Genomic DNA, 20,189 nt, shown 5'->3' on the forward strand with positions numbered 1-20,189 from the left:
TCCCACCCGGACCCCCAAGTCTCCTTCCGGTACCTCGTTCCCGTCCGCCGAAGGCCCCGGGGCTGCTCGAACAGCCCCTCCGTACAGCCGTACCGCATCTCGCCACCCCACCACCTCATCACCGGAGGCAGGACATGGTGAATTCCCCGCCCACCTTCGCGGCCCGGTGGGCCGACACCGTCGCCGCCGTGCCCGAGCGGCCGTTCCTCATCTGGGAGGCACCGGACGGCGAGGTGACCACCTGGACCTACCGCGCCTTCGACGCACTGGTCGGCCGGGTCGCGGGCGGTCTGCGCGAACGCGGGGTGACTCGCGGCACGCGGGTGGGGATCGCCCTGCCCAACTGCCCCGCGTACGTCGCCCTCTGGTTGGCACTCGCACGACTGGGCGCGGCGATGGTCTGCTCGGATCCCTCCGCCCGCGCCCAGGAGTTCGCCGCCCAGCTGCGCCGCACCCATGCCGTCCTCGGCTTCCACGGTCCCGGCCAAGCGGTCGAGTACCACGCCGCAGCCGCGCAGACCGGCACCGAAGCGGTGGAGGTGGAACTCACCGCCAGCGCACTGACGAGCCTGTGCGGCGCTACCTCGGTGACCACCGTGGACGCTGAACCCGCGGACCTCGCCGGATTGATGTTCACCTCCGGCACCACCGCCGAGCCCAAGTGCGTGATGATCACCCAGGCCAACTACGCCTTCGCGGGCGATGTGATGGCGGCAGCCGCAGCCCTGCGGTCCACGGACCGACAGTTCGTGGTCCTCCCCCTCTTCCACGCCAACGCCCAGTACTACTCCTTCGCCCCCGCCATCAGCGCGGGCGCGAGCGTCGTCCTGATGCCCGCCTTCTCCGCGAGCCGACTCCTCAACCAGGCCGCCCGCCACCGGGTGACCCATCTGAGCCTGTTCGCCGCCCCGATCCGCATGGTGCTGGCCCGCGGCGCAACCCCGGTCCCAGGGCTGCGAATCGTCCACTGCTGGTACGCCCAGAACATCACCGACGAGCAGTACGAGCGCTTCGCCGAGCTGATCGGCTGCCGCCCCCGGCAGCTCTACGGCATGACGGAGACCGTGCCCGCGGTGCTCACCAACCGGGCCGTCGCACCGGAACCCGCATCGATGGGACTGGTGACGCTCGGCTGCCGCGTACAGGTCCGCGACCCGAAGACGGGGGCCGCGCTCGCACCGGGCGAGGAGGGTGAAGTCTTCGTCGGCGGCCGGCCGGGCAGCAGCCTCTTCGCCGGCTACCTCGACGCGCCCCACGCAACCGCGGCCTCCTACCCCTTCGCCGACGGCTGGTTCGCCACCGGGGACCGGGCCACCGTCGACGAACAGGGCAGGTTCTTCTTCGCCGGCCGACGCGGCGACGTCCTCAAGGTCGCCGGCGAGAACGTCTCGCTCGTCGAGATCGAATCGGTGATCGCGGAGCACCCGGCGGTGCTGGAGGCGGCCGTGGTCGGCGAGGCCGATCCGGTACGCGACGAGGTGCCCGTCGCCTATGTCGTCCGCGCGCCAGGAAGTGCACCCGAGGCCCTGGACGACCTCCCGGCGTGGTGCACGGCCCGGCTGGCGAAGTCCAAACGGCCCGTCCGCTTCGAGCAGGTCGCCGAACTGCCGCGCACATCGGTCGGAAAGATCCGCAAGTTCAAACTCTCCGAGCGGAGTGCGACATGACCACCTCACCCACCCAGCTCTTCTCCTTCCCCGTACCGGAACGGCTGCCGGCCACAGCGGCCCTCGCCGACGTACTGCAACTCCACGGCCGAGAAGGCTGGTTGACGCCCGCGCTGCGCCCCTTTCAACGGGGTCCGGGCACGGCGGTGCTGGGAGCCGCGCGCACGGTCCGAATGGCGCCCGGCCCGGGCAGCCACGGGCTCGGCCCGCTCCGGGCGGTGCTCGGCGAGAATCTGGCGGGGCGGGTACTGGTGATCGCGGGCGCCGACTGTGCGCCAGGGGCGGTGTGGGGCGAGATCCTGACGACGGCAGCCCTCGCCCGGGGCGCGGTCGGCGCACTCGTGGAAGGAAACGTGCGGGACGTATCGGCGCTGGAACGGCTGGCCCTGCGCATCTGGGCAACGGCCGAGGCGACGGCCGGCCCCGGCAGCGGGGTCCATGTGGCCGAGGTCGGCGGCGCAGTGGAGATCGGCGGGGTGACGGTGTCGGACGGAGACCCGGTCCTCCTGGACGACGGCGGGGTCATCGCCTTGCCCACGACCTCCGCATCAAGCCTCCTCGCGGACGCGGCCGACTACCACCAGGCAGAAGAACGCGTATTGGAGGCCCTGGCCTCCGGCCTCATCCTCCCGCGGGCCTACGCCCCGAAGGCCCAGGTGGTGACGCGCCTGCGCGGCCGGGGGGTGTGAGGTTCGCACCGGGGGGTGGCGGTACGAGAATCCCGCATCCCCAGAACCGTCCGGCCACTGCGGGCCCCACCGAGCCCTCCGACCGGACCACCCATGAGCGGCGCACCACTCGTCGCACCGACGAAGACCACAGCGCGGGCCATGGCGCAACGAGTGGCACACCTCTCGAATCAACCGTCCCAGGTCAGCTGTTCGGAACCTTGAGCAGGTCCCAGGTGGTCTTGCCGGGCGGCCACTTGGCCGCGTCCCCGGTATAGCCGCACTTGCGCTGCCATGCCTCGTACGACGCCTTGTCGCCCGAGCCGAGCACATCGGGGTTGGTCGATGACTGGTAGCGGTTGCAGCCGACCGCGATCAGCCGTCTGCGCATGGCGGCGACGATCGGGGACTTACGGCCCATGACGAACCAGGCGGAGCCGGGGAACGGCTCGTAGACGGGCTTGACCGGGGGCTTCTTCACCGGTGGCTTGGTGACGGGCGGCTTCTTGGGCGGCACGGACGGCTTGCCCACCTTGAGCCGCGCTTCGACGCGCTGGCGCATCGAGGCCATGGTGAAGCCACGGGGGTCGATCTTCCCCGGCTGCCACTCCAGATGCCCGATCACCGATCGCGCCGACCAGCCGTGCACCCGACAGATCGCGGCGGACGCCTGCTCTATCGCTTCCAATTGCGCTGCGGTCCAGGGGTCTTTGCCATCGCCGAGGTTGATGCACTCGAAGCCGTAGAAATGTCGATTGCCGTCCGTGGTCGCCTCGTTGTCGGCGGGCAACGGCTTCTCCGCGATGACCGCGCGCAGTACCTCGTCATCCCCGAGACCGGCGTGGTTGGTGCGGCCGTAGCCGACCAGGTGCACCACACCCTCCTTGTCGATGACCCCGTGACACAGCGGGCCGGGCAGGGTGCTGTGCCCATCCCGGCACAGGGCAACGGAGTTGGCGGTGCCCTTGGTGACGGTGTGATGAATCATCACCCCATGCACCGGACCCCACGGCCCCTTCGCGTTCCGGTTGTGGGTTCGCCAGTCGCCCACCTGAACGACCTTCAGCCCTTCATCGCGCAGCGCTTGCAAGAACGCAGCGGCGGACATGGGTTGGGCCATCAGCGGCCTCCTTTGTGCAGACGGATCATGAAGCCGGCTTCGGGGATCCTTCCACCGAATTGATCCCGCCAATACTGGGAGACCCCAACTGGTTCGTCACAGCATCACAAGCTCCTCAACTGGCACTTATCAGCGACTCTTTATGTGATAAGCACTCTTTAAGCCAATCTATCTGCGGTGCTCAACCCTGCTCCAGGCATCAGGGCAGGACTGGCCGTGATCGAGGCGTACGGCTCCGTGCCGCAACACTGCCCGCCTGGTCACCCGCCCGCGGTCGCGCCCATTCCGCCTGCGCACCGGCCCCGACCGCAACCCCAGCCCAGTCCCAGCACCCAGTCCCAGCACCCAGCACCCAGCACCCAGCACCCACGGTCCTCACCGGGCCGACACACCACCGAGGACTCACCGTGTCGCACCACTACCCACCGCGATCCCCACAGCAGGTCCCCTCGTACGGGCCGTCGGCCCCCAAGAGAGGGGTGTCATCGGTGGCGGTGGTCGTACTGGCACTGGCAGCCGCCGGCGCCATCGTCTTCCTCGCGGGGGCATCGGATCGGGCGGAGGAGCGGGAGACGAAGGTGACCGAGGAGGTCGCGCTCCTCATCGATTGCACCCGGGACGAAGCCACAGGCCGCCCGGTGGCCGAGGTCGAAGTGAGAAACCCGACAGACCTGGTGAGGAGGTTCAGCGTGGGCGTCGACTTCCTCGACGGGTCAGGGGAGCGCCAAACCGTCTCCCTGGCCCAGTCCGAACCCATCTCGCCCGGTCTGAAGGTCTCCCTGGCCATGTACGGATTCGGCGAAGTGCCCGCGGATTCGGTGCTGGAGTGTCGGATATCCGGTGCGTCACCGATGAGAGGAAGTGGCGAATCCACCGAGCCGACACCCCTGGGCATCGCGCGCCCCCACCCGCCCACGCATGCGGGGTAACTCCATTCGATACGAATGGAGGACCATGCCTTGTCCCCAGCACCGAAATACGGACGCCCGCCTCCCGCCCCGGCCGAAGAATCCCGCTAGCTCAAAAAGAGACCGCTCCTGGGCGGCGGATCAGAGATCCATCTCATGTGTGCACTCCAGCTACATCGTTCCAATGCACCCGAAAGGAATTCCGTCCACGGCGGCCGGCACCACGACACCGTCAGAACCGCCCGACGGCGCTCCTACCAGCGGGACGAGTGGACTGATGAGCGCGGAAGGAGGGCCCCGCAATCCGCCACGACGGACCGCACGGCCGTGACATAGGCCCAGAACGAGTCCGTGCGGCGGCCGGAGTCCCTCATCCGCTGCGACAGATCACCGCGGGGGAAGAAACCGGCGCGCAGCGCCCGGGACATCTCCAACTGCACCCCGGCCGAACGGGAGTTCCGATTGCAGACATTGGCCGGGTGACCGCCCGCGATCCTGCCGAGTGCGTCGACCACATGGAACCCGGCCCGCCGCAGGGCTGTCGCCACCTGCTCGACCGTGGCACGGTCGAGGCCGCCGATCGCGGTCTCCGCCACACCAGCAGTACCGGTGTACCCATGGAAGGACAGCGTTCCCGTGGCCCCGCCCACGACGTCGAGGGCCATGGGCTCGTCGAACCGGGAGCTGGTGAGGTGCAGTTCGCGATTGCCCGAGTCCAGGAGCCCCGCGAACTCGTAGAAGCGCAGTCCGGCGCCCGCAACGTCCCGCGCCACCTCGCCGGAGCCCGCTTCGATACTGCCGCCGTGGATCGCAATGCTCGCCCAGGTGGCACCGAGCGGGAAAACGGCCGTCCGGGAGTAGTCGACGCCCTCGACCCGCGCCGCGGCCAGCGCGGCGTACGAGGAGTACCGATCGGGCATCCGTCCGCCCCTCCCCTCCTGCTGGCTGTGTCTGGCCTGTCTGGTCCATCTGTTCTGTCTGATTCGGGGGACTGACCCTGATCCACCGGAACCCTGACAGCGACCGAACCGGCACCAACGCGCGCCCTCGGCACCTGAAGTAGGCCGCTCCTGCCCGGGTACGCGAACGTCCCACCGCGCCCGGAGCACCACACCACGGAGAAGTCGGGGCCGGCCCCATTCATGATCGTCTACCAGTCTCGCCGGCAGTGTCCAGCGACACGGCTGGATCGGGCGAGCACCCGGCCAAACACCAAAGCCGCAGGCGAGAACGATTCTCCACCTACGGCTTACGGTGGGGCGGGTGGGACTCGAACCCACGGCCGACGGATTATGAGTCCGCTGCTCTAACCGGCTGAGCTACCGCCCCTAACGGCGCGTCGCGCACAAATGTGCGCGCCGTCTGCCGCAGCATAGCCGCTCATACGATCTCCTGCCTCGGATGGTCGGCATCGCTCGACCATGGAGACACCGCTGCCCTCCGCGCGGTTCCACTTGCCGCCCAGAACGTAAAAAAGACGCAGGAAACGCACACGAAAAAGGACCCCTCAGGGCCCCGATTCGCTCTCTTGCTCCCCCGGCTGGACTCGAACCAGCAACCCTCCGGTTAACAGCCGAATGCTCTGCCAATTGAGCTACAGGGGATCGCGCTCCCCCGACTGGACTCGAACCAGTAACCTGCCGGTTAACAGCCGGCTGCTCTGCCAATTGAGCTACAGGGGATTGCTGCATCTGCACCGAACGTACCTGGCCGGGGCGTCCCGGAGGGCGTGTGCTCGCTGCGACACATACATTAGCGCAAGCAGGGGGGTGCTCCGCCAATCGGTATGGCCCAGGGTGATCACGGGCCGGACCGGGTAGACGGGCAAGCACCCAACGTAAGCAGAGGAAAGGGTGGCAGCCCATGCGGTACAAGCTCACGTTCGTCGTCGGGCTCGCCGTCGGCTATGTGATCGGCACGCGGGCCGGCCGCGAGCGCTACGAGCAGTTGCGCAAGAGCGTGCGGGAGTTCTCACAGAACCCTGCCGTTCGAAACGCCGCCGAGTCAGCCGCGCAAAACGGGCGTCAGGCAGCGGGCAAGGCGTTCCACGCCGTCAGCGAGAAGGTCGGAGACCGGCTGCCCGAGTCGGTCGCCGAGCGGGTCCGGTCCCTGCGGGAACGCGGCGGGAGCGGTGAGGACGACTGGGGAACCAGCAACACCTGACCACGCCGGCCGGCCGGTGGGGCAGAATCTCCCCCATGGGGATAGTCGCCGGCTTGGACAGTTCGTCTGCGCTCACACAGATCGTCGTCTGTGACACGGATACGGGTGCCGTGTTGCGGCAGGGCTATGCCCCGCATCCGGTCGATCCGAAGGCCACGGAGATAGATCCGCAGTCCTGGCTGCTCTCGCTCGGCGAGGCGGCGGGCGGCGGGTTGCTCGAAGGGGTGCAGGCCATCGGGGTCTCCGCCCAGCAGCACGGCCTCGTACCGCTTGATCATCAGGGCAACCTCGTACGTCCTGCCCTGCTGGGCAACGACAAGCGGGCGCAGGTCTCCGCGGCCGATCTCATCGACGCGCTGGGCGGACGACAGGCATGGGCCGAGGCCGTCGGTTCCGTACCGCAGGCGAGCCATCCCGTGGCGAAGCTGCGCTGGCTCGCCCGTGCGGAGCCCGAGGCCGCGCGGCGGGTGGCGAGCGTGCTCCAGCCGCATGACTGGCTGGTGTGGCAGCTGTTGGGCCGCCCCGCACGGCGGACCACCGACCGGGGCAGCGCCTCGGGCACCGGGTACTGGTCCGCGGGCTCCGGCGCCTACCGCCCGGACCTGGTGGAACTGGCGCTCGGACACCACTGTGCGCTGCCCGAGGTGCTCGGTCCCGCCGACTCCGCCGGTACCACCCCCGAGGGTCTGTTGATCTCCGCGGGAACCGGCGAGACCATGGCCGCCGCCTTCGGCCTCGGCGTCGCCGTGGGGGACGTGGTGGTCTCGCTGGGGGCCTCCGGTTCGGTGATGGCCGTCCACCACGAGGCGCTCGCCGACCCCACCGGAATGATCACCTCCTACGCGGACGCCACTGGAATGCATCTGCCGGTGGTGCACACCAACAATGCCGTGCGGGCGCTGCGGGGCACCGCCGAGATGCTGGGTCTCGATGATCTCGACGCCCTGTCCGACCTGGCGATGAAGTCCACCCCCGGCTCCTGCGGTCTCGTCCTGCTCCCGTACCTGGAGGGCGAGAGGACACCTCGGCTGCCGCACACCGCGGGCACGCTCAGTGGTCTGCGCCGCGAATCCATGAAGCCCGAGCATCTGGCCCGGGCGGCCTTCGAGGGCATGCTCTGTTCACTGGCCGACGCGCTCGACGTGCTGCGCGGGCGTGGTGTGGAGGTGCGCCGGGTGTTCCTGCTGGGCGCGAGCGCCGGGCTGGCCGCCGTACAGTCGGCGGCTCCCGCGATCTTCGGGGCGCAGGTGGTCGTTCCCCAGCCCGCGGACTACGCGGCGCTCGGCGCGGCCCGCCAGGCGGCATGGGCCCTCGGGGTGTCGCAGGGCACGCTGTCACCGGCGGCGCCGCCGGTGTGGCAGGACGCGGTGGTGCAGTTGCTCGATCCCGGCGATGAGCTCGCCGTCGGACAGGCGGTGCGCCAGCAGTACGGCGCCACGCGGGACCAATTGCATCCGGGCGCGTTCTCCGCTCCCACCGGCTGAGCGGATTGCTCCCCGGTTCAGCAAGCTGATGCCGGGAGGGCGGTCCCCTTGCTGAGGTCGGTGAGGTCGCTGTGCCGCACCGCCCATCGGCTGGTGCACCCATCCCCGATGGGCGGATGCACGAGGGCCGGATGGTGGATCGGCCGTTCACTCCGCGGCATGAATGCAGGGGCACAGCCTGAGGCAACGGCGGCCTTGAGCGTTCGCGCTCTTGGCCCGTCGGGGGTCGTGGACGGTTGCGTACTCGTACCGTTGAAGTCTGGATGGTCACGGTCCGGGCTGTCAGGGGCGCGACGGGCTGATCGACTTCGTGGCCCTTCGATGTGCTGTGCATGGCCGGCAACCCACCCCTCCTACGCGCCCCCTGCGCCCGTGCCGACCGAGCGCCGTACCCACCGAATCCGACCGGGCGCCGGTTGGTCCCGTCCCGCTGTGACCGCCCACGTGGGTATCTCTTGACCCGGGCTTGAAGAAATCACCCCGGGTTCGACAGCCGTGTGACGGAAGATGGAATTCACCACCCCCCGAAAAGACGTCGCACCCCTGTGCCGACGCTGCCGAGCCCGAGAGACCGCGCGTGCTGATACGACTGCTACGGAAGCACTTGCGTCCGTACAAAAAACCGATCGCCCTGCTGGTGCTGCTCCAACTGCTCCAGACCAGTGCCACCCTCTATCTGCCCACCCTGAACGCCGCCATCATCGACAACGGCGTGGTCAAGGGGGACACCGGCTACATCCTCCGGCTCGGCGTGCTGATGCTCGCGATCAGCGTGATCCAGGTCCTGTGCAACATGGGCGCCGTCTACTTCAGTGCGCGAACGTCCGCCGCGCTGGGTCGCGATGTCCGCGCCGCCGTCTTCGACCGGGTGCAGAGCTTCTCCGCCCGTGAGGTCGGCCACTTCGGCGCCCCGTCGCTGATCACGCGCACCACGAACGACGTCCAGCAGGTGCAGATGCTGGTGCTGATGGCGTTCACGATGATGGTGACCGCTCCGATCATGTGCATCGGCGGCATCATCATGGCGCTGGGCCAGGACGTGACGCTTTCGGCGGTGCTCCTGGCCGTCGTACCGGTCCTCGGCATCTCGGTGACCGTGCTCATCGTGCGGATGCGCCCGCTGTTTCGGACCATGCAGGATCGGCTGGACACGGTGAACCGGGTCCTGCGGGAGCAGATCACCGGCAACCGGGTCATCCGTGCCTTCGTGCGCGATGCCTACGAGCGGGAACGGTTCCGCGAGGCCAACGCCGAGCTGACCGGGGTTTCCCTGTCGACCGGGCGGCTGATGGCGCTGATGTTCCCGATCGTGCTCACGGTCGTCAATGTGTCCTCGGTCGCCGTCGTCTGGTTCGGCGCGCACCGGGTGGACAGCGGGGCCATACAGATCGGTGCGCTGACCGCGTTCCTCGCCTATCTGATGCAGATCGTGATCGCCGTCATGATGGCCACCTTCATGTTCATGATGGTGCCGCGGGCCGAGGTGTGCGCCGAGCGGATCGAGGAACTGTTGGGCACTGACTCCAGTGTGGTGCCACCGGTGAATCCCGTGATGGAACTGCCTCGGCACGGGCATCTGGAGATCCGGGACGTGGAGTTCCGCTACCCAGGTGCGGAGGAGCCGGTGCTCCGCGAGGTGGTGCTGGTGGCCAATCCGGGCGAGACGACCGCGATCATCGGTTCGACCGGCAGCGGAAAGTCGACCCTCCTGGGGCTGGTGCCCCGGCTGTTCGACGCCACGGGCGGTGAAGTGCTGGTCAACGGCGTCAATGTGCGTGAGATCGATCCGACGCTGATGGCACAGACCGTGGGTCTCGTCCCGCAGAAGCCGTACCTCTTCTCCGGAACGATCGCCAGCAATCTGCGCTACGGCCGCCCCGATGCCCTCGACGAAGAGTTGTGGCGGGCCCTGGAGGTGGCGCAGGCAGCCGACTTCGTACGGGAACTGGAAGACGGGCTCGACGCGCCGATCGCGCAGGGCGGCACGAATGTCTCCGGTGGTCAGCGGCAACGGCTCGCCATCGCGAGGACCGTGGTTCAGCAACCGGAGATCTATCTCTTCGACGACTCCTTCTCCGCACTCGACTACGCCACGGACGCCGCACTGCGGGCCGCACTGACGAACGAGACGGCGGGGGCGACCGTGGTGATCGTCGCCCAGCGCGTGTCCACCATCCGCGACGCGGACCGGATCGTCGTCCTCGACGAGGGTCGGGTCGTGGGTACCGGCACCCATCGGGAGCTGATGGCGGGCAACGAGACCTACCGGGAGATCGTCCTCTCGCAGCTGACGGAGGCTGAGGCCGCATGAGCGGGGAAAGCGGACGAGGCGAGCGGCTGCGTCCCGGTGGGGCGCCGATGGGCGGTCCGGCCGGGCGGATGATGGCCGGCGGGGAACGCTCGATGGACTTCAAGGGATCGAGCAAACGGCTGCTGAAGCAGTTGGCGCCGGACCGAGCGCTGCTGTGGGCGATGCTGACGGCGGGCGTGCTGAGCGTGGCGTTCTCCGTGGTGGGACCGCTGGTGCTGGGGCGGGCGACCGACCTGGTCTTCGCCGGTGTCGTGGGCCGGGACATGGAGGGGGGCGGCACCAAGGAACAGGCCATCGCGGCACTGCGGGCCAAGGGTGAGCACGGGCTCGCGGACATGCTCTCCACGGTGGGGTTCACTCCCGGGCAGGGCATCGACTTCACCGCGGTCGGCCAGGTGCTCCTGGTGGCGTTGGGGCTCTTCCTGATCTCGGGGCTGCTCGCCCTGGTCTCCTCCCGGCTGTCGATCCGGGTGATCAACCGGACCGTGTACCGGATGCGTGCGGACGTCCAGGCCAAGCTGGAGCGGCTGCCACTGTCCTACTTCGACCGTGCCAAGCGCGGCGAGGTCCTCAGCCGGGTCACGAACGACATCGACAACATCTCGCAGACCCTCCAGCAGACGATGGGGCAGCTGATCAACTCGCTGCTGTCGATCGTGGGCGTCCTGGCGATGATGTTGTGGGTCTCGCCCCTGCTGGCGCTGGTGGCGCTGGTGACGGTGCCGCTGTCGATCTTCGTGGCGACCAAGGTGGGCAAACGCTCCCAGCCGCACTTCGTCGAGCAGTGGAAGTCGACCGGGCAGCTCAACGCCCATGTCGAGGAGATGTACACCGGTCATGCGCTGGTGAAGGTCTTCGGACGGCAGGACGAGTCGGCCAAGGACTTCGCCGAACAGAACGAGGCACTGTACGAAGCCGGCTTCAAGGCGCAGTTCAACAGCGGCATCATGCAGCCGCTGATGTTCTTCATCTCCAACCTCAACTATGTGCTGGTGGCCGTGGTCGGCGGGCTGCGGGTGGCCTCCGGGGCGCTGTCGATCGGCGATGTTCAGGCGTTCATCCAGTACTCGCGGCAGTTCTCGATGCCGCTGACCCAGGTCGCGTCGATGGCGAACCTGGTGCAGTCCGGAGTCGCCTCGGCCGAGCGGGTGTTCGAGCTGCTCGACGCCCAGGAACAGGAGCCGGACGGCCCGTCGGTGGAGCAGTTGACCCGTCCGGCGGGACAGGTCTCATTGGAGAACGTCTCCTTCCGGTACGAGCCGCAGAAGCCGCTGATCGAGGACCTCTCACTGAGCGTCGAGCCGGGACAGACCGTCGCGATCGTCGGTCCGACCGGTGCCGGCAAGACCACGCTGGTCAATCTGCTGATGCGGTTCTACGAGGTCACCGGCGGCCGGATCAGTCTGGACGGGATCGACGTGGCAAAGATTTCCCGCCAGGACCTGCGGTCGGTGATCGGCATGGTCCTCCAGGACACCTGGCTGTTCGGCGGCACGATCGCGGACAACATCGCCTACGGGTCCTCCCGCGATGTGACGCGCGAGGAGATCGAAGCCGCGGCCCGCGCCGCGCACGCCGACCGTTTCATCCGTACGTTGCCGGACGGCTACGACACGGTCCTCTCGGACGACGGAGCCGACGGGGCGGGGGTCAGCGCGGGCGAGAAGCAGTTGATCACCATCGCCCGGGCCTTCCTCTCCGATCCGGTCATCCTGGTGTTGGACGAGGCGACGAGTTCGGTGGACACCCGGACCGAGGTTCTGATCCAGAAGGCGATGGCCCGACTGGCGCACGGTCGCACCAGCTTCGTCATCGCGCACCGGCTCTCCACCATCCGGGACGCCGATGTGATCCTGGTGATGGAGAACGGCGCGATCGTCGAGCAGGGCACCCACGACGAACTCCTCGCGGCGGGTGGTGCGTACGCACGGTTGTACTCGGCGCAGTTCGCGGAGGCGGTCGCGGAGGTGGACTGAGCGTCCTGGTACCGAGGTTCGCGCGCCAGACTGGGCGGGTGTGGCGGACTGGGCGGGTGTGGCGGATCAGTCCAGATAGCCGCGGAGTTGGTCGGCGAAGGCGTGGTCGCGGAGCTTGTTGAGGGTCTTGGATTCGATCTGACGGATGCGCTCGCGCGTCACCCCGAAGATGCGGCCGATCTCTTCGAGCGTCCGCGGCCGGCCGTCCATCAGGCCGTACCGCAACTGGACCACCTTGCGCTCCCGCTCCCCGAGGGTGGAGAGGACCGCTTCCAGGTGTTCGCGCAGCAGGAGGAAGGCGGCGGACTCGACGGGGGAGGCTGCGTCTCCGTCCTCGATGAGGTCGCCGAGCGCCACATCGTCCTCCTCGCCGACGGGCGCATGGAGGGAGACCGGCTCCTGCGCCAGCCGCAGGACTTCGCTGACCCGCTCCGGCGCGAGGTCCAGTTGACCCGCCACCTCGACCGGGGTGGGTTCATAGCCGCGCTCCTGGAGCATCCTGCGCTGCACACGGACGACGCGGTTGATCAGTTCGACGACATGGACGGGGACGCGGATGGTGCGCGCCTGGTCGGCGAGTGCGCGGGACATGGCCTGGCGGATCCACCAGGTGGCATAGGTGGAGAACTTGTAGCCACGGGCGTAGTCGAACTTCTCGACGGCCCGGATCAGACCGAGGTTTCCCTCCTGGACGAGGTCCAGCATGGTCAGTCCACGGCCGACGTAGCGTTTGGCGACGGAGACCACGAGCCTGAGGTTCGCCTCGATCAGCCGGCGTTTGGCCATGCGGCCCATCACCACGAGTCGATCGAGGTCGACGGCGAGTTGGGAGTTGTTGATGTCCGGGGTGCTGCCGAGCTTCTCTTCCGCGAAGAGGCCAGCCTCGACCCGGCGTGCCAACTCCACTTCTTCAGCCGCGCTGAGCAGGGGGATCCTGCCGATCTCCCGCAGGTACTGACGGAAGAGGTCGGAGGAGGGGCCGCTCTTGTCGGCGCGGGGGGTGGGGGTGCGCTCGGATCGCTCATCGGCCTGTTCATCGATCGGGTCGAAGTCGACTGCCGATCGTGTGCTCGCGGCGTTGGAGGCCGTTGGTGCAGCGGCGTCGGTGGACGGCGCGTCGACATCGGCGAGGGCTGCTCCGGCGATGGCTGCGATGGCCGCGCGGTCGGATGGTGCGTCCGGAGCCGCGTCCCGGTGCGCTTCGGGCACCGTCTCGGGATGGTGTGCGGCCGGGCCCTGAGGGGGGACCTCGGGGAGGGGCTCCGCCTCCGGCAGGAGTTCGGCCGTCGGAGGTGGAGAGGAACCGGTCAGTGGTTCGGGCAGGCTCTCGGAGAGGGTCTGGGTCTGCACGGGGGCGACCTCCAGGGTGATCGCTGCCGGGTCAAGGGCGTGCGGCAGGGGGACGGAAGCAGCCGGGCCACTATCCGTCCCGTACACGATGAGCGGATTCGCGGTGTTTCGTGACCCACGATCGATGGGTCGGCCGCGCTCCGAAGACTCAGGCACCGCCCCCAGTGTGGCGTACGACACACAGTCACCACGAGGGGCGTGCGTCGACTTTCTGGGTCCCGTGCGTCACCGTCCGGTTACCGAAACGGCATCACGGCAGGTGGGAGGTGCCCCAAGTGAACGGTGTTGCGACAAGGGAGCCGGGAGGATCATGGGGATGCCCAGGGCGGGACACCGACGGAACGCCGGAGCCTTCGCCGGGGGCCTTCTTCTGGTTCCTGCTCGGTCCGACGCGCCCGGAAGCCTCGGACACGACTAGAGGGCAGCGGCCCCGTGGTTGCGCAGGGACTGCCCGTACTGCTGGAGCACCCACAGTTCATTCTGTACGGCGGTGAGGTGCTCGGGGTCCGCATGGCTGCCGAGGCGGGTCAGGGTGCCCTGCACCTCGGCGATGCGCCGATCGACCGCTCGAAGCCGGACCTGCACCAACTGCATGCCGGCATACGTCTCGTCCACGGTTCTGGCGTGGATGGCTTCGACCGCCAACTCGGTCACCAGCGCACGAACCGTGTCGTCCGCCGCGGTCTCCCGGACCCGGGCGAGATAGCCCGATGCGTCCATCAGGCCCTGCTCGGCACCACCGGCTTCGGCGATGGTCTGGCGCACCGCCGCATAGGGCGGAGCGGTGAACTCGTCCACTCCGTAGGCGTCGAAGGCCGGTGACACCAGATCGGGGTTCTGGAGTGCGAGTTTCAGCAGCTCGCGCTCGGTGCGGTGGGCGGGGCTGCGCAGGTTGAGGGCGGGCCCGGAAGCCACGGCGGGGGCCTGGATCTGCTCGCGCCGTCCGCCGGTGCGCGAGGGTGCAGGTCCCTTTCCGCCGCGATCACGCGCCCAGCGGGCGAGCTGGCCGACCCGCTTCACCACGAACTGGGTGTCGAGGATGCCGACGATGCCGGCCAGTTGCACGGCGGACTCGTGCTGGATCGCACCGTTCTTGATGCCGGCGACGATGGGGGCGGCCTCGTCCAGCGCGGCGGCCCGGCCGGCGGGTGTCTCCAGGTTGTGGCGCAGCACGATCTGCCGGATCGCGAACTCGAAGAGGGGGGTGCGGGTCTCGACCAGCTTCTGGACCGCGTGGTCTCCCTCGGCGAGTCTCAGCTCACAGGGGTCCATGCCGCCCGGGGTGATCGCGATGGACGTCTCGGCGGCGAACTTCTGGTCGTCTTCGAAGGCGCGCAGCGCGGCCTTCTGACCCGCGGCGTCCCCGTCGAAGGTGAAGATCACCTCGGCGGTGGCGTTGTCCATCAACAACCGGCGGAGGATCTTGATGTGGTCGCCGCCGAAGGCCGTGCCACAGGTGGCGATGGCGGTGGTGATGCCGGCGAGGTGGCAGGCCATGACGTCCGTGTACCCCTCGACGACCACGGCCGTCCGGGACTTGGCGATCTCCTTCTTGGCCAGGTCGATGCCGTACAGCACCTGCGACTTCTTGTAGATGCCCGTCTCGGGGGTGTTGAGGTACTTGGGGCCGTTGTCGCTCTCGTACAGCTTGCGGGCTCCGAATCCGACGACATCGCCGGAGATATCGCGAATCGGCCACATCAACCGGCCCCGGAAGCGGTCGATCGGGCCCCGTCGACCCTCCTGGGTGAGCCCGGACAGGAGCAGTTCCTTGTCGCTGAAGCCCTTGCCCCGCAGGAAGCGGGTGAGGTGGTCCCAACCCTGGGGGCTGTATCCGACGCTGAAGTGCTGGGCTGCGCCCTGGTCGAAGCCACGGTCGGCGAGGAAGGCACGGCCGGTCTCAGCCTCCGGGCTGGTCTCCAACTGGTCGATGTAGAACTGGGCGGCGACCTTGTGCGCCTCGACCAGACGGATCCGCTCGCCCCGCTGATGGCTGGGGTTGTACCCGCCCTCCTCGTAGCGAAGGGTGATTCCGGCGGTGGCGGCCAACCGCTCGACGGTCTCGGAGAAGGTGAGGTGATCGATCTTCATCACGAAGGCGATCGTGTCCCCGCCTTCCTGGCAGCCGAAGCAGTGGAAGAGGCCCTTGCTGGGGCTGACCTGGAAGGATGGCGTCGATTCATCGTGGAAGGGGCAGAGGCCCTTGAGGTTTCCGCCGCCCGCGCCGCGCAGCTGGAGGTAGTCGGAAACGACGGCGTCGATCGGGACCGCGTCCCGAACCGCCTTGACGTCGTCATCGTTGATCCTGCCTGCCACGCGTGAATTCTACGGCCGCGCGCCGACACCTAACGCTGGCTGTGGACAACTGCCGGCGCGGCAGGCCCCCCCTCGGGGGTCCGGAGTCCCGTCGAGGGGGCGGCCCCGCCGCGCACGGCGGCGGCGCCCGGTCGGTCCCGATCCCGTCGAATGCTCGGCACGGCGGTCAGGAGCCACCGGGATCAGCGGTCACGGAACGAGGGACGCCAGCGGTACGGAGGGGTCGCCCAAGGCGTCGGAGCCGACCCGCGCGCCCGATCGGATCAGGTCCTGGATCGGGGCAGTGACATCCCACACATTGACGTTCATCCCCGCGAGGACCCGTCCGTCCTTGAGCCAGAAGGCGATGAACTCGCGCTTGCCGACGTCACCCCGCAGGACGACCTGGTCGTAGGAGCCGGCCGGCGCCCACCCCGAGTACTCCAACCCCAGGTCGTACTGGTCGGAGAAGAAGTAGGGGACGCGGTCGTAGCTGACGTCCAGGCCGAGCATGGAGCGCGCCGCGGCCGGGCCGCCGTTGAGGGCGTTCGCCCAGTGCTCCACGCGCAGCCGGGTGCCGAGGAGGGGGTGGAGGGAGGAGGCGACATCACCGGCTGCGTAGACATCGGGGTCGGACGTGCGCAGGGCCGCGTCGACGGCGATCCCGCCACCGTGCGCCCGGTCGGCGAGGTCGAGGCCGGCCGCTTCGGCGAGCGCGGTCCGGGGAGCGGCGCCGATGGCCGCGAGTACGTCGTGGGCCGGGTGCTCCTCGCCGTCGTCGGTGCGGACCGCGAGGACTGCACCGTCCTGGCCGGTGATCTCGGTGACCTTGGCCCCGAAGTGGAAACGGACGCCGTGGTCGCGATGCAGTTCGGCGAAGACCTGGCCGAGTTCGGGGCCGATGACCTGGTGGAGCGGGGTGGCTTCCGGTTCGATGATGGTGACCTCGGCACCGTATCCGCGGGCGGCTGCCGCGACCTCAAGGCCGATCCAACCGGCGCCGGCGATCACCAGGGTGCCGTTGTCCCGGCCGAGGGAGCCGAGGACCCGGCTGAGCCGGTCGGCGTGGGCGAGCCGGCGCAGATGGTGCACACCGGCGAGCTCGGTGCCCGGAACGTCGAGGCGGCGCGGTTCGGCACCGGTGGCGAGCAGCAGTTTGTCGTAGTGGAGGACCGTGCCTTCCCCGAGGTGGACCGCCTTGTCGGTGCGGTCGATGGAGACGACGGTCTGGCCGAGGTGCAGTTCGACGTCCGCCGCGGCGTACCAGGCCGGTTCGTGGACGAAGACGCTGTCGCGCTTCTCCTTCCCGGTGAGGTAGCCCTTGGAGAGTGGTGGGCGCTCATAGGGATGGTCGTTCTCGTCGCCGATGAGGATCACTCGTCCGGTGAACCCCTCGGCACGGAGCGTCTCAGCGGCCTTGGCCCCGGCGAGCCCGCCGCCGATGATGACGAATGTGCGATGTCCGTCGACCACTTGATGCCTCCTGTGTGCGCCTGTGCTGCTTCGGTGCTGCGTCTGGTGCAGGACGATTCGACGGGTCGACGCAGTGCTCTTGTGCTGCGCAGCCCTAGGGAGCGTCCCGCACGGACCGGTTTGGCGGAAGAGGGAGTGGTCCTGGCGTGTCCTGCGCGGTCGTCTTCGGACCGGCCTTCGTCGGGCTCAGCGCCGGGCCGTGAGCTGGGCGTGCAGGGTGCGGGCTGAGGCGTCCGTGAGCGATGCCAGCTGATCCACAATCACCCGACCGCGCGCCCGGTCGTCCTTCGCCGCGTGGAAGAGCGCGCGGAACTGGGGGTCGAGGGTGTCGGGCGCCCGGGCGGTGAGAGCCTCCGCGAGCTCGGCGAGCACGATGCGCTGGTCCGCTCGGAGTGCCTCCTGTTCGGCGCGCTGCATCACATAGCAGTCGGCCACGGCCTTCAGTACCGCGCACTCCATCCGCGCCTCTCGCGGAACAACGAGTTCCGCCGCATATCGGGTGAGTCTGCCCGTGCCGTACGCCTGCCGGGTGGCGCCCTCGGCCGCGAGGCAGAACCGGCCGATGAGCTGGCTGGTGGCGTCCTTGAGACGGGCCTGCGCGACGGCCGAGCCATCGTAGTGGTGCGGCCACCACTCCTGGCCGATCAGCCGGTCCAGGGCGTCGGACAGCTCCTGGGGCTCAGTGTCGGCGGGGACGTAGCGGCCGATCGCGATTCGCCACAGCTCGGCGCGCTCGGGCTCGGCGAGCAGCAGATTGGGGTCGATGTGACCGGCGTGCAGTCCGTCCTCGATGTCGTGGACGGAGTAGGCGACGTCGTCGGACCAGTCCATGACCTGGGCCTCGAAGCAGATGCGGTGCTCGGGTGCGCCCTCGCGGATCCAGGCGAAGACGGGCACGTCGTCCTCGTACACGCCGAACTTCACCGAGTCCGGGTTGGTGGGGTGGCCACCGCGGGGCCACGGGTACTTGGTGGCGGCGTCGAGCGTGGCCCGGGTGAGGTTGAGGCCCACGCTGACCAGGTCGCCATCGTCGTCGTGCACGAACCTCTTGGGTTCGATGCGGGTGAGGAGGCGCAGGGACTGGGCATTGCCCTCGAAGCCGCCGTACTCCTTGGCGAAGTCGTTGAGTGCGGCCTCTCCGTTGTGTCCGAAGGGCGGGTGGCCCATGTCGTGCGCGAGACAGGCGGCCTCCACCAGGTCGGGGTCGCAGCCGAGGGCGGCACCGAGCTCGCGGCCGACCTGTGCGCACTCCAGTGAGTGGGTGAGCCGGGTGCGCGGGCTGGCGTCCCAGGCTTGGTTGCGGGTGCCCGGAGTGACGACCTGGGTCTTTCCGGCCAGCCGGCGCAGTGCGGAGGAGTGCAGTACGCGCGCCCGGTCCCGTTGGAACGCCGTGCGGCCCGGGCGTTTGTCCGGCTCCGGGGCCCAGCGTGCGGTGGCGGCTTCGTTGTAGTCGGGGGAGCCGGGGAAGCTGGCGGTGTTGTCGGTGTTCCCGGGGTTCCCAGTGTTCTCGGTATTCCCGGTGTTGCCGGTGTTGCCCGTGTTGCCGGGGCTTGCAGCGCTATTGGGGTTGCTGTGCCGACCGCTGCCGGTGTCCCTCGGTGTGGCGTCGCTGGAGGGGCCCGGAGTGCCGGGCCCGGATGGGGTGGTGCTGGTGGTGCCTGCCATGCACCGAAGGTAACCGGAGTCGAGGGCAGGTGGGGACGGCGGAGGTGCGGAGAAATGGCCCGCACGGTCGGACGTGCCCGGCAAAGGGGCTGGAGAGCAGCGAGGAACAGCGTTCGCACGGAGTTATCCACAGGCCCGCCCGCTGGGAAGCGCGGTGTCAGACCCCTCACCTAGTGTCAGCGACATCGAAACCGGTACGTCGGGGAGGCGGTCTTGCCATGGGCTGGATCGAGACAGCGAGCGGCGGCTATGCCGTGACGCTTGACGGTAGTGAAGTGCGTTGTCGCAATGCGGCGGGCCGCGAGTTGAAACAGGTTCCGTCCAAGCTGCGCGACGACGCCGAGGTGGTGCGGCTTCGGCAGTTGGCCGAGTGGTTGGAGCGCCATGAGCGCGAGTGCGTCGAGCAGGTGGACACCTGGCTGGTGCGTTCGCTGCCGATACCGGTGGCGGTGCTCGCCCAGGTGTGGCCGGACCCCGCCTGGCAGTCGGCGCTGCGGGACCTGGTGGTCGCACCGGTCGGCGCGGACGGCGGCGCCGACATGGAGCGCGCCGGTCTGTTGCGGGGCGCCGACCCCGAGCGGGGCATCGGCATGGTCGACCTGGACGGCGATTCGGTGTGGCTGGCCTGCGAAAGCGTGCTGATTCCCCATCCGGTGCTGCTGGACGACCTCGACGACCTCAGGGAGTTCGCGGTCGAACTGGGGGTGGAGCAGAAGGTCCAGCAATTGTTCCGCGAGGTGTGGCGACGCCCCGAGGAGGCGAGCGGCCACTCTTGGCCGAAGTACGCCGACGCCAAGTTCAAACAGCTGCGCCATGCGATCTCGCGCGCACTGTCGTTGGGGTACCGCGTTCGGGGCGGTCAGGCGCTGTGTCCGCTGGTGGAAGGCGGCCGGGTGCTGGAGGCGCGGTACTGGTTGGGGGCCGACTATCCGGACGCCGAGGCGGTCACCGGGGCCCTGGAGTGGCGGGACAAGGACGGCCGCAGGCTCGGGCTCTGCGAGGTGGGGCCGGTGGCCTGGTCCGAGGGCGAGCGGATGGCTGCCCTGGTGTACGCGGGCAAGGTCGTGGCCGATGAGAACGCGGCGGACGCACTGCGATGAACAAGGTGG

At 68.9% G+C, this 20,189-nt stretch carries 14 protein-coding genes and 3 tRNA genes; 8 read left to right on the forward strand and 9 right to left on the reverse strand.

Annotation, left to right across the window (positions count from 1 at the left end; translation table 11 throughout):
• The first annotated feature begins 134 nt into the window (after positions 1 to 134).
• Entirely contained in the window at positions 135 to 1,667 is a 1,533-nt protein-coding gene (locus OID54_RS12750; protein ID WP_329018440.1) for a class I adenylate-forming enzyme family protein, read from the forward strand.
• A complete protein-coding gene (locus OID54_RS12755) occupies positions 1,664 to 2,356 on the forward strand; it encodes an RraA family protein (protein ID WP_329018443.1) in 693 nt (230 codons plus the stop codon). Before OID54_RS12750 ends, OID54_RS12755 begins: the two co-directional genes overlap by 4 nt.
• Positions 2,357 to 2,540: 184 nt before the next feature.
• Here the strand turns inward: OID54_RS12755 and OID54_RS12760 are convergent, their stop codons facing one another.
• A complete protein-coding gene (locus OID54_RS12760) occupies positions 2,541 to 3,455 on the reverse strand; it encodes a peptidoglycan-binding protein (protein WP_329018446.1) in 915 nt (304 codons plus the stop codon).
• A 407-nt stretch (positions 3,456 to 3,862) separates the two neighbouring features.
• Between OID54_RS12760 and OID54_RS12765 the strand changes: the two genes are divergently transcribed.
• Entirely contained in the window at positions 3,863 to 4,384 is a 522-nt protein-coding gene (locus OID54_RS12765; RefSeq protein WP_329018449.1) for a hypothetical protein, read from the forward strand.
• Between the two features lie 233 nt (positions 4,385 to 4,617).
• Here the strand turns inward: OID54_RS12765 and OID54_RS12770 are convergent, their stop codons facing one another.
• The 4 genes from OID54_RS12770 to OID54_RS12785 all read right to left on the reverse strand — a co-directional run bounded on the left by OID54_RS12770 (position 4,618) and on the right by OID54_RS12785 (position 6,045).
• Positions 4,618 to 5,283, reverse strand: a complete 666-nt coding sequence (locus tag OID54_RS12770; RefSeq protein WP_329018452.1) for a poly-gamma-glutamate hydrolase family protein — start codon at positions 5,281 to 5,283, stop codon at positions 4,618 to 4,620.
• Between the two features lie 335 nt (positions 5,284 to 5,618).
• Positions 5,619 to 5,692 (reverse strand) — tRNA-Ile (locus OID54_RS12775).
• A gap of 202 nt (positions 5,693 to 5,894) precedes the next feature.
• Positions 5,895 to 5,967, reverse strand: a tRNA-Asn gene (locus OID54_RS12780).
• 5 nt (positions 5,968 to 5,972) lie between these two features.
• Positions 5,973 to 6,045: transfer RNA gene (locus tag OID54_RS12785), tRNA-Asn, on the reverse strand.
• Positions 6,046 to 6,226: 181 nt separating this feature from the next.
• Here OID54_RS12785 and OID54_RS12790 point away from each other — a divergent pair.
• The 4 genes from OID54_RS12790 to OID54_RS12805 all read left to right on the forward strand — a co-directional run bounded on the left by OID54_RS12790 (position 6,227) and on the right by OID54_RS12805 (position 12,297).
• On the forward strand, positions 6,227 to 6,526 hold the full coding sequence (locus OID54_RS12790; RefSeq protein WP_329018455.1) for a YtxH domain-containing protein: 300 nt from the start codon (positions 6,227 to 6,229) through the stop codon (positions 6,524 to 6,526).
• A gap of 35 nt (positions 6,527 to 6,561) precedes the next feature.
• Complete coding sequence (locus tag OID54_RS12795) at positions 6,562 to 8,010, forward strand: FGGY family carbohydrate kinase (protein WP_329018457.1); 1,449 nt, start codon at positions 6,562 to 6,564, stop codon at positions 8,008 to 8,010.
• 577 nt (positions 8,011 to 8,587) lie between these two features.
• Positions 8,588 to 10,321: an ABC transporter ATP-binding protein gene (locus OID54_RS12800; RefSeq protein WP_329018460.1), complete on the forward strand. Its 1,734-nt coding sequence runs from the start codon at positions 8,588 to 8,590 to the stop codon at positions 10,319 to 10,321.
• A gap of 47 nt (positions 10,322 to 10,368) precedes the next feature.
• Positions 10,369 to 12,297: an ABC transporter ATP-binding protein gene (locus OID54_RS12805; protein WP_329027460.1), complete on the forward strand. Its 1,929-nt coding sequence runs from the start codon at positions 10,369 to 10,371 to the stop codon at positions 12,295 to 12,297.
• 66 nt (positions 12,298 to 12,363) lie between these two features.
• Here OID54_RS12805 and OID54_RS12810 read toward each other — a convergent pair whose 3' ends face one another.
• The 4 genes from OID54_RS12810 to OID54_RS12825 all read right to left on the reverse strand — a co-directional run bounded on the left by OID54_RS12810 (position 12,364) and on the right by OID54_RS12825 (position 19,080).
• Positions 12,364 to 13,803 carry an RNA polymerase sigma factor gene (locus OID54_RS12810; RefSeq protein ID WP_329018463.1) on the reverse strand — a complete coding sequence of 480 codons (1,440 nt, stop codon included), beginning with the start codon at positions 13,801 to 13,803 and terminating at the stop codon, positions 12,364 to 12,366.
• Positions 13,804 to 14,061: 258 nt separating this feature from the next.
• On the reverse strand, positions 14,062 to 15,963 hold the full coding sequence (dnaG, locus tag OID54_RS12815) for a DNA primase (RefSeq protein ID WP_329018466.1): 1,902 nt from the start codon (positions 15,961 to 15,963) through the stop codon (positions 14,062 to 14,064).
• A 189-nt stretch (positions 15,964 to 16,152) separates the two neighbouring features.
• Entirely contained in the window at positions 16,153 to 17,415 is a 1,263-nt protein-coding gene (locus OID54_RS12820; protein WP_329018468.1) for an NAD(P)/FAD-dependent oxidoreductase, read from the reverse strand.
• A gap of 186 nt (positions 17,416 to 17,601) precedes the next feature.
• Positions 17,602 to 19,080, reverse strand: coding sequence for a deoxyguanosinetriphosphate triphosphohydrolase (locus OID54_RS12825; RefSeq protein WP_329018471.1), 1,479 nt, complete (start codon positions 19,078 to 19,080; stop codon positions 17,602 to 17,604).
• Between the two features lie 218 nt (positions 19,081 to 19,298).
• Here OID54_RS12825 and OID54_RS12830 point away from each other — a divergent pair, with 218 nt between their 5' ends.
• The gene (locus OID54_RS12830) at positions 19,299 to 20,180 is read left to right on the forward strand and encodes a DUF4132 domain-containing protein (RefSeq protein WP_329018474.1); all 882 of its coding nucleotides are present in this window, start codon (positions 19,299 to 19,301) and stop codon (positions 20,178 to 20,180) included.
• The last annotated feature ends 9 nt before the right edge of the window (positions 20,181 to 20,189 follow it).

The organism is Streptomyces sp. NBC_00690, assembly GCF_036226685.1.
Taxonomy (GTDB): domain Bacteria; phylum Actinomycetota; class Actinomycetes; order Streptomycetales; family Streptomycetaceae; genus Streptomyces.

Coding starts and splice junctions, on each gene's coding strand:
- OID54_RS12750 (WP_329018440.1), top strand. CDS start 135: ATGGTGAATTCCCCGCCCACCTTCGCGGCCCGGTGGGCCGACACCGTC.
- OID54_RS12755 (WP_329018443.1), top strand. CDS start 1,664: ATGACCACCTCACCCACCCAGCTCTTCTCCTTCCCCGTACCGGAACGG.
- OID54_RS12760 (WP_329018446.1), bottom strand. CDS start 3,455: ATGGCCCAACCCATGTCCGCCGCTGCGTTCTTGCAAGCGCTGCGCGAT.
- OID54_RS12770 (WP_329018452.1), bottom strand. CDS start 5,283: ATGCCCGATCGGTACTCCTCGTACGCCGCGCTGGCCGCGGCGCGGGTC.
- OID54_RS12790 (WP_329018455.1), top strand. CDS start 6,227: ATGCGGTACAAGCTCACGTTCGTCGTCGGGCTCGCCGTCGGCTATGTG.
- OID54_RS12795 (WP_329018457.1), top strand. CDS start 6,562: ATGGGGATAGTCGCCGGCTTGGACAGTTCGTCTGCGCTCACACAGATC.
- OID54_RS12805 (WP_329027460.1), top strand. CDS start 10,369: ATGGGCGGTCCGGCCGGGCGGATGATGGCCGGCGGGGAACGCTCGATG.
- OID54_RS12825 (WP_329018471.1), bottom strand. CDS start 19,080: ATGGCAGGCACCACCAGCACCACCCCATCCGGGCCCGGCACTCCGGGC.
- OID54_RS12830 (WP_329018474.1), top strand. CDS start 19,299: ATGGGCTGGATCGAGACAGCGAGCGGCGGCTATGCCGTGACGCTTGAC.